Source organism: Marilutibacter maris (genome assembly GCF_006546735.2).
Taxonomy (GTDB): Bacteria; Pseudomonadota; Gammaproteobacteria; order Xanthomonadales; family Xanthomonadaceae; genus Marilutibacter; species Marilutibacter maris.
This window is the reverse complement of sequence record NZ_VICD02000063.1, coordinates 1-8,552: the sequence shown is the minus strand read 5'-3', so window position 1 is coordinate 8,552 and position 8,552 is coordinate 1. Positions and strand designations below refer to the sequence as shown.

The 8,552-nt window shown below is 70.3% G+C and carries 7 protein-coding genes; all 7 read right to left on the bottom strand.

The window, feature by feature from the left end:
- Positions 1–25: 25 nt before the first annotated feature.
- The gene (locus tag FKV24_RS04665; RefSeq protein WP_425481577.1) at positions 26–964 is read right to left on the bottom strand and encodes a phosphoglycerate mutase; all 939 of its coding nucleotides are present in this window, start codon (positions 962–964) and stop codon (positions 26–28) included.
- The gene (greA, locus tag FKV24_RS04660; protein WP_141481544.1) at positions 961–1,437 is read right to left on the bottom strand and encodes a transcription elongation factor GreA; all 477 of its coding nucleotides are present in this window, start codon (positions 1,435–1,437) and stop codon (positions 961–963) included. Before greA ends, FKV24_RS04665 begins: the two co-directional genes overlap by 4 nt.
- Before the next feature lie 224 nt (positions 1,438–1,661).
- Complete coding sequence (gene carB / locus FKV24_RS04655; RefSeq protein WP_141481543.1) at positions 1,662–4,910, bottom strand: carbamoyl-phosphate synthase large subunit; 3,249 nt, start codon at positions 4,908–4,910, stop codon at positions 1,662–1,664.
- Positions 4,911–4,919: 9 nt separating this feature from the next.
- On the bottom strand, positions 4,920–5,561 hold the full coding sequence (locus FKV24_RS04650; protein WP_141481542.1) for a hypothetical protein: 642 nt from the start codon (positions 5,559–5,561) through the stop codon (positions 4,920–4,922).
- On the bottom strand, positions 5,558–6,709 hold the full coding sequence (carA, locus tag FKV24_RS04645; RefSeq protein WP_141481541.1) for a glutamine-hydrolyzing carbamoyl-phosphate synthase small subunit: 1,152 nt from the start codon (positions 6,707–6,709) through the stop codon (positions 5,558–5,560). Before carA ends, FKV24_RS04650 begins: the two co-directional genes overlap by 4 nt.
- A gap of 197 nt (positions 6,710–6,906) precedes the next feature.
- Complete coding sequence (gene dapB / locus FKV24_RS04640) at positions 6,907–7,665, bottom strand: 4-hydroxy-tetrahydrodipicolinate reductase (RefSeq protein WP_141481540.1); 759 nt, start codon at positions 7,663–7,665, stop codon at positions 6,907–6,909.
- A 59-nt stretch (positions 7,666–7,724) separates the two neighbouring features.
- The coding region (fdhD, locus tag FKV24_RS04635) for a formate dehydrogenase accessory sulfurtransferase FdhD (protein WP_425481576.1) at positions 7,725–8,552 on the bottom strand (828 nt) is incomplete at its 5' end.

Sequence of the window (8,552 nt, the reverse complement as noted above, 5' to 3'; positions counted from 1 at the left end):
GACGCCCTCGTCGAACGGCTCGGGCTCATTGGGCCAGCCGCTCGCGCGGGCGACGCCAGAACCGCCAACGCTGTCCGCGCCGGAGCTTGAAGCACTGGCCGTCGGCGCAGTCGAGCCACAGCTCGGAAACCCTGCCATCGGTCAGCTGGGCGAGCAGCGGCAGCAGCCAGTCGTGCTGCAGGCGGGCCAGGTCGCGCGCCTCGCGCAGGTCGAACAGGCCGGCGCCCGCCGCGACCGGCGCCAGCGTCGGCAAGGGATGCGCCGGGACCCCGGCCAGGGTCGCGAAGGCGGTCAGGCTGTCGTCGTCGGAATGGATCGCCGCGGCCGCGCTGCGCACGTGATCGGGCAGCGCGCCGCCGCCCCACAGCCACAGCGAATTGACCGCCGGCAGGCCGGCGGCGACGCGCCGGGCATTGCGCGGATGGTTGTGCAGGACGATCTGGGCCTCGCTGAGCAAGGTCCGCCAGCGTCTCGACTCGCGGTCGCCGGCCGCGCCCGGCAGGTGCTCGAACAACTCGTCGCCCAGCGCGTCCTCGGGCGTGCTGAACGTCGGCACCGGAGTGCCCGGCGCCAGTCGCAGGTACCAGCGCGACGGCGTCGGCGCGTCGATCGGGCTGCCGAAGTCGCCGAACAGCGGGCGCAACGCCGGCAGGAAGGCGGCGACGTCGTCGGCGTCCAGCGCCAGGCCCTGGCCATGCGCCAGCAGGCGCGCGCCATTGATGTCCGGTTGCACGTGAGCCGGATCGGCGCGCAGCCAGGTCGCGCCGGCGGCATCGCCGGCATCGGCCTGACGGGTGACCGCGGCGACCGGCCAGCCGCGCGGCAGCACGTCGAACACGCGCTCGCGCTGCGGACGCGGATCGAGCGAGACGTCGGCGCGTCCGAGCGCGCGGGCGCAATCCGCGCCCAGGCGCTGGCCGCCGAAACGCTGCGGATCCGGCAGCAGCAGCCCGACCCGCATCAGCCGGTGTAACTGACCGAGACGATCTCGTACTCGCGGGTGCCGCCCGGCGCCTCGATGGTGACGCTGTCGCCCTCGTGCTTGCCGATCAGCGCACGCGCCACCGGCGAGGAGATCGCGATCCAGCCCTGTTTGATGTCCGCCTCCAGGTCGCCGACGATCTGGTAGGTGGTGCTGGCGTCGGTCTCGACGTCGGCCAGCTCGACGGTCGCGCCGAACACGATCCGCGAACCGGCGTTGAGCCCGGCCACGTCGATGACCTGGGCGTGCGAGAGCTCGGCCTCGAGCTGCTTGATCCGGCCCTCGATGAAGCCCTGCTGCTCGCGCGCGGCGTGATACTCGGCGTTCTCCTTGAGGTCGCCGTGGGCGCGCGCTTCGGCGATCGCATTGATCACCGCCGGCCGCTTGACCGACTTGAGTTCTTCCAGTTCCGCGCGCAGGCGCTGCGCGCCCTTCACCGTGATCGGTGCTCTCATGGGTACGTCCTTTCTTTCGTTCGTGGCCGCAAAAGTAAAGAAGGCGGCGGATGCGATTGGCGTCATGCCAAGGCGTCCCACCACCCACTCACGGCCGTTCAAAGAAGCCGCTACAGGCTAGCAGGAATGCGGGGCGGGTCGAAACCCGCCCCGGTCCGTCCGGCGCCGCGGCCGGAACGGCGCCGTTCAGCCGGCGCCGCCTGGCAGGGCTTGCCGTGCCAGCACTAGGAGGACGCGACCTCCGCGTGCAGCTCCTGCAACGACCACACCGGGCCGGTGCCGCGGTACTCGAGCGAATTCACCAACGCACGGGCGCCGGCGATCGTCGTCGAATAGGTCACCCGCTGCTGCAGGGCCTCGCGCCGGATCGAGAACGAGTCGTTGATCGCCTGGCGGCCCTCGGTGGTATTCACGATGTAGGCGATCTCGCCGTTCTTGATCAGGTCGACCACGTGCGGGCGGCCCTCGATCACCTTGTTCACGCGCTCGCAGTCGATGCCGTTCTCGGCCAGGAAGGCGTGGGTGCCGGAGGTCGCGACCAGCGAGTAGCCGCGCGCGATCAGGTCGCGCGCGACCGGCACCACCCGCTTCTTGTCCGGATCGCGGACGGAGACGAACACCTTGCCCTCGGTCGGCAATGCACGGATGCCGCCGGCCTCCTGCGCACGCGCCATCGCCGCGCCGAAGGTGCGGCCGACGCCCATCACCTCGCCGGTGGAGCGCATCTCCGGGCCGAGGATCGGGTCCACGCCCTGGAACTTGGCGAACGGGAAGATCGCCTCCTTGACCGAGAAGTACTCCGGCACGACCTCCTCGGTCGCACCCTGCTCGGCCAGGGTCCTGCCGACCATGCAGCGGGCGGCGATCTTGGCCAGCGCCAGGCCGGTCGCCTTGGACACGAACGGCACCGTGCGCGAGGCGCGCGGGTTGACCTCGATCAGATAGACCGTGTCGGCGCCGTCCTCGTCGAAGGTCACCGCGAACTGGGTGTTCATCAGGCCGACCACGTTCAGCGCCTTCGCCAGCGCCCGCACCTGCTCGCGCAGCTTGTCCTGCACCGCGGCCGGCAACGAGTACGGCGGCAGCGAGCACGAGGAGTCGCCCGAGTGCACGCCGGCCTCCTCGATGTGCTCCATCACGCCGCCGATCAGCACGTTGCCGTCCTTGTCGGCGATCACGTCGACGTCGACCTCGACCGCGTTGTCGAGGAAGCGGTCGAGCAGCACCGGCGAGTCGTTGGAGACCTTGACCGCGTCACGGATGTAGCGGGTCAGGTCGGCGTCGGAATAGACGATCTCCATCGCCCGGCCGCCGAGCACGTAGCTGGGCCGCACCACCAGCGGGTAGCCGATCTGCGAGGCCAGCAGCAGCGCCTCCTCGGGATTGCGGGCGGTGCGGTTGAGCGGCTGCGCCAGCTGCAGGTCCTCGACCAGCTTCTGGAAGCGCTCGCGGTCCTCGGCCAGATCGATGCTGTCCGGGCTGGTGCCGACGATCGGCACCCCGGCCGCCTCCAGCGCCCGCGCCAGCTTCAGCGGGGTCTGTCCACCGTACTGCACGATCACGCCCTTGGGCTTCTCCAGCTCGGCGATCTCCAGCACGTCCTCGAGCGTCAGCGGCTCGAAGTACAGGCGGTCGGAGGTGTCGTAGTCGGTCGACACCGTCTCCGGGTTGCAGTTGACCATGATGGTCTCGTAGCCGTCCTCGCGCAGGGCGAGCGCGGCATGCACGCAGCAGTAGTCGAACTCGATGCCCTGGCCGATGCGGTTGGGACCGCCGCCGAGCACGATGATCTTGTCGCGGTCGCTCGGCGCCGCCTCGCACTCTTCCTCGTAGGTCGAGTACATGTAGGCGGTGGTGGTGGCGAACTCGGCGGCGCAGGAGTCGACCCGCTTGTAGACCGGGCGCACGCCGAAGGCGTGGCGCAGGGTGCGCACGGCGGCCTCGTCGGTGCCGGTCAGCTCGGCCAGGCGGGCGTCGGAGAAGCCCATCCGCTTGAGCGCGCGCATCCGCTTCTCGTCGAGCGCGGCCAGACCGGACTCGGCGACCGCCTTCTCCTCGGCGATGATCTCCTCGATCTGGTCGAGGAACCACGGGTCGACGAAGGACAGCGCGTGCACGTCCTCCACGCTCATGCCGGCGCGGAAGGCGTCGCCGATGTAGAACATCCGCTCCGGACCCGGCTCCTTGACCTCGCGGCGCAGGGTCGCCAGGTCGGCCTCGCTGGCCAGGTCCAGCCCGGTCGGATCGAGACCGACCTTGCCGGTCTCCAGGCCACGCAGCGCCTTCTGCAGCGACTCCTGGAAGGTCCGGCCCATCGCCATCACTTCGCCGACCGACTTCATCTGGGTGGTCAGGCGGGCCTCGGCCTGGGGGAACTTCTCGAACGCGAAGCGCGGAATCTTGGTGACCACGTAGTCGATGGTCGGCTCGAACGAGGCCGGAGTCGCGCCGCCGGTGATCTCGTTGCGCAGCTCGTCCAGGGTGTAGCCGACGGCGAGCTTGGCGGCGACCTTGGCGATCGGGAAACCGGTCGCCTTCGATGCCAGCGCCGAGGAGCGCGACACCCGCGGGTTCATCTCGATCACCACGACCCGGCCGTTGCTGGCGTTGATGCCGAACTGGACGTTCGAGCCGCCGGTGTCGACGCCGATCTTGCGCAGCACCGCGATCGAGGCGTCGCGAAGGCGCTGGTATTCCTTGTCGGTCAGGGTCTGCGCCGGGGCGACGGTGATCGAGTCGCCGGTGTGCACGCCCATCGCGTCGAAGTTCTCGATCGAGCAGACGATGATGCAGTTGTCCGCCTTGTCGCGGACCACCTCCATCTCGAACTCCTTCCAGCCCAGCACCGACTCCTCGATCAGCACTTCGCTGGTCGGCGACAGCTCGAGGCCGCGCTTGGCGATCTCCTCGAACTCCTCCTTGTTGTAGGCGATGCCGCCGCCGGTGCCGCCGAGGGTGAAGCTGGGACGGATGATGGTCGGATAGCCGACCGTGGCCTGGATCTCGACCGCCTGCTCGAAGGTCCTGGCGACCGCCGCGCGCGGGCACTCCAGGCCGATCTCCTCCATCGCCACCCGGAACAACTCGCGGTCCTCGGCCATGCGGATGGCCTCGCGCGAAGCGCCGATCAGCTCGACGCCGTGCTTGTCCAGCACGCCGTTGTCGGCCAGGTCGAGCGCGCAGTTGAGCGCGGTCTGGCCGCCCATCGTCGGCAGCAGTGCGTCGGGCTTCTCCTTGGCGATGATCTTCTCGACCGTCTGCCAGTTGATCGGCTCGATGTAGACGGCGTCGGCCATCTCCGGGTCGGTCATGATCGTGGCCGGATTGCTGTTGACCAGCACGACCCGGTAACCCTCGTCGCGCAGCGCCTTGCACGCCTGCGCGCCGGAGTAATCGAACTCGCAGGCCTGGCCGATCACGATGGGACCGGCGCCGATGATCAGGATGGTTTTGATATCAGTGCGCTTGGGCATGAGTCGACTTCACAGGTATGCGGAGGGGGGCACATCGCAGGAGCGCATGGCCTTGATCATCTGACGGGCGGCAAGCGAGAAGCCCTTCTGGTATCCGGACTTCTCGATCTGGGCCTTGGACTGGTCCGGCGACATCGATTCGCCCAGGCCGGTCATGCGGCGCAGATCCGCATAGTCGGGATCGCCGACCAGGGTCATCATCGACAGGACTTGGTCGTTGCTGACGCCCGCCAACAGTTCGCTCTCGTCGACCGGCTCGCCCGACTGGGCGGACATCACGCCGCCCATCACCAACTTGCCGAGCAGCTCCGCCGAACCGGACCGCAGCAGGCGCAGGTCGTCATCGAAGCGGTCGGGATGGGCCTCGGCATACTCGACCACCTCTTCCCGCTTCGCGCGCCAGTAACCCGGCTGCGACAGCTCCTCGCGTACGCAGGAAAGCTGCTCCGCGGTGATGGCATCGGGCTTTTCCTGCAGCGGCCACAGCGGGTCCTCGGTCGCGAACATCTCGAACACCCGGCCCATCGGGAACAGCTGGACGGCGGCATCGGTCATCTCGTCGATCGCCTCCTGCTTGACCTCGTCCGCCATCGCGGCGCCGCTGAAACCGGCGCACAGGATGCAGATCAGCCAACCCGCGCGGGCCCTCATGCGCGCGCCCCGGCGGCCGCCATCATCGCCACGAAGCGATCGAACAACGGCGCCACGTCGTGCGGTCCGGGGCTGGCCTCGGGGTGGCCCTGGAAGCTGAACGCGGGGGCATCGATCAACTCGATGCCCTGGTTGGAGCCGTCGAACAGCGAACGGTGGGTCACCCGCACGTTGGCCGGCAGGCTGCTCTCGTCGATCGCGAAACCGTGGTTCTGCGAGGTGATCATCACCCGGCCGCGCCCCTCGTCGCCAGCGCCGACGTCCTGCACCGGATGGTTGGCGCCATGGTGGCCGAACTTCATCTTCATCGTGCGCGCGCCGGCGGCCAGGCCGAGCAGTTGGTGGCCCAGGCAGATGCCGAACACCGGCATGCGGGCGGCGACGAATTCGCGGATCGCGGCGATCGCGTAGTCGCAGGGCTCCGGGTCGCCAGGGCCGTTGGACAGGAACACGCCGTCGGGCTTGAGCGCCATCACCTCCGCGGCCGGCGTCGTCGCCGGCACCACGGTCAGCTCGCAGCCACGCTCGGCCAGCATGCGCAGGATGTTGTGCTTGACCCCGAAGTCGTAGGCGACGACCTTGAAGCGCGGTTCGGCGCTGACGAAGGCGTTGCGGTCCAGGTCGAGCTGGCCATCGCGCCAGCTGTAGCGCTCGGCGGTGGTGACTTCCTTCGCCAGGTCCATGCCCTTCAGGCCGGGAAACTTGCGCGCGGCCTCGACCGCCTTGTCGGCGTCGATCCCGTCGCCGGCGACCAAAGCCCCGCCCTGCGCGCCGGTGTCGCGCAGCAGCCGGGTCAGCTTGCGGGTGTCGATCCCGGCAATGCCGACGATCCCGCGCGCGGCCAGCCACTCGGGCAGCGCCACCTGGCTGCGCCAGTTGCTCGGACGACGCGGCACGTCGCGCACGATCAGCCCGGCGGCCCAGACCCGGCGCGCCTCGTCGTCCTGGTCGGTGCAACCGGTATTGCCGATGTGGGGATAGGTCAGGGTCACCAGCTGACGCGCGTAGGACGGATCGGTCAGGATTTCCTGATAGCCGGTGATCGCGGTGTTGAATACCACTTCGCCGACCGAAAGGCCGGGCGCGCCTACGGAAACGCCCTCGAAGAGGGTGCCGTCTTCGAGCGCGAGGAGTGCGGGTTGGTTCACGGGGGTCGCCTTGGATGCAGATGGGTGCTGACCGGGCCCGGCCTTGCGCCACCGCAGAAAGCCGGCTGCACAAAAGCGCGGACGCGGTGCGAGGCCGGTCCGGTTCGGGGGGTTCAGGCGAGCGGGAATTCTAGCGGGCCGGAGGCCTCGGCGCCAGCCTTCGATGACATTCGGATGACACGCCCCGGGGGACGCGTTCAGCTCAGCAGATCGGCGACCCGGTAGCGTCCGGCCGGGCGGTCGCGCAGGCGCGCGGCCACATGCAGCGCGCCGCGGGCGAAGATGTCGCGGCTGGTTGCGCGATGCGCCAGCTCGATGCGCTCGCCCAGGCCGGTGAACTGGACCATGTGTTCGCCGACGATGTCGCCGGCCCGCAGCGCCGCGTAGCGCGGCTCGGCCCCACCCGCCCGCGCGGCTTCGCCCAGGGTCAGCGCGGTGCCGGATGGCGCGTCCTTCTTGTGCACGTGATGGGATTCGACGATGTCGCAGTCCCAGCCCGGCAGCGCCGCCGCCGCGCGTCGGACCAGATCGTCCAGCACCGCGACGCCGAGGCTGAAGTTGGATGCCCACAACACCGGGATGCGAGCCGCCGTCGCGTCCAGCGCCGCATGCTGCTCCGGCTCCAGTCCGGTGGTGCCGGAGACCAGGCCGCAGCCGCGCGCCTCGCACAGCGCCAGCAGCGGCGCCATCCCCTGCGGCAGACTGAAATCGATCGCGACGTCGAACTCCGGGACCGACGCCAGCTCGGCGGCGGAGAAGTGCGGCACTCCGTCGACCACCCGCTGGGCCGGGGTCGAACGCGCAACCGCCGCAACCACGGCGATGTCCTCGCGCTCCCCCGCCAGCCGCAGCAGCGCCTGGCCCATGCGCCCGGACGCGCCGTGGATCAACAGCCGCACAACGGGACGAGGCGGGTTTTCGGACGGGCTTTGCGACGGGTCTGACGACTGATTCATCGGCGCAGGCTACTGGCTGCCGCCGTCCCTCACAAGCGCGCGGACAGGCCGCCCGGCGCTCAATCGCGCGCGCCTGCTCCGGCCAACCGCTGCGGGTGGCTGTAGACCACGCAGCGCCCCGGCCGCACGAAGCCGGCCAGGGTCAGGCGGCTGGCACGGGCCAGGTCGACCGCCAGCGCGGTCGGTGCGGAGATCGCCGCCAGCAGACCGACCCCGAGCCGGGCGGTCTTGGTCACCATCTCGTAGCTGGCGCGGCTGGTCACCAGCACGAAGCCGTCCCCCAGGCCGACGCCGTCGCGGACGAGCGCGCCCAGCAGCTTGTCCAGGGCGTTGTGGCGGCCGACATCCTCGCGCACCAGCACGACCTCGCCGGTCGGGGTCGCCCAGGCGGCGGCATGCATCGCACCGGTGACGGCGTTGAGCGGCTGGCGCCCGGCCAACGCGGCCTGGGCCCGCTCCAGCGCGTCCGTCCCGACCCGCGGCCCGTCCACCACCGGCGCGATCGGGCGCAGCACGTCCTCCAGATGCCGGCTGCCGCACAGACCGCAGCCGCTGCGCCCCGGCAACAGGCGCGCATCGCCATGCCGCGACGGCACCGCGGACGGCGCGTCGATATCGAGCACATGGCCTTCCAGCCGCGCATGCACCCGGACCCCGCGGATGTCGCCGATGCCGGCGACCAGCCCCTCGCTCAGCGAGAATCCGCAGGCGAAGTCCTCCAGGTCGGCGGGGGTCGCCATCATCACCGCGAACGCCTCGCCGTTGTAGCGCAGTTCGACCGGCACCTCCTCGGCCAACCAGTCCTCGCCGGCCCGCTGCGCTCCGTCCCGGTGCACGGTGACGGAGCGGTGCGCCCGCCCGGGGCCGCGCGCCCCGCCCGCCTCGGC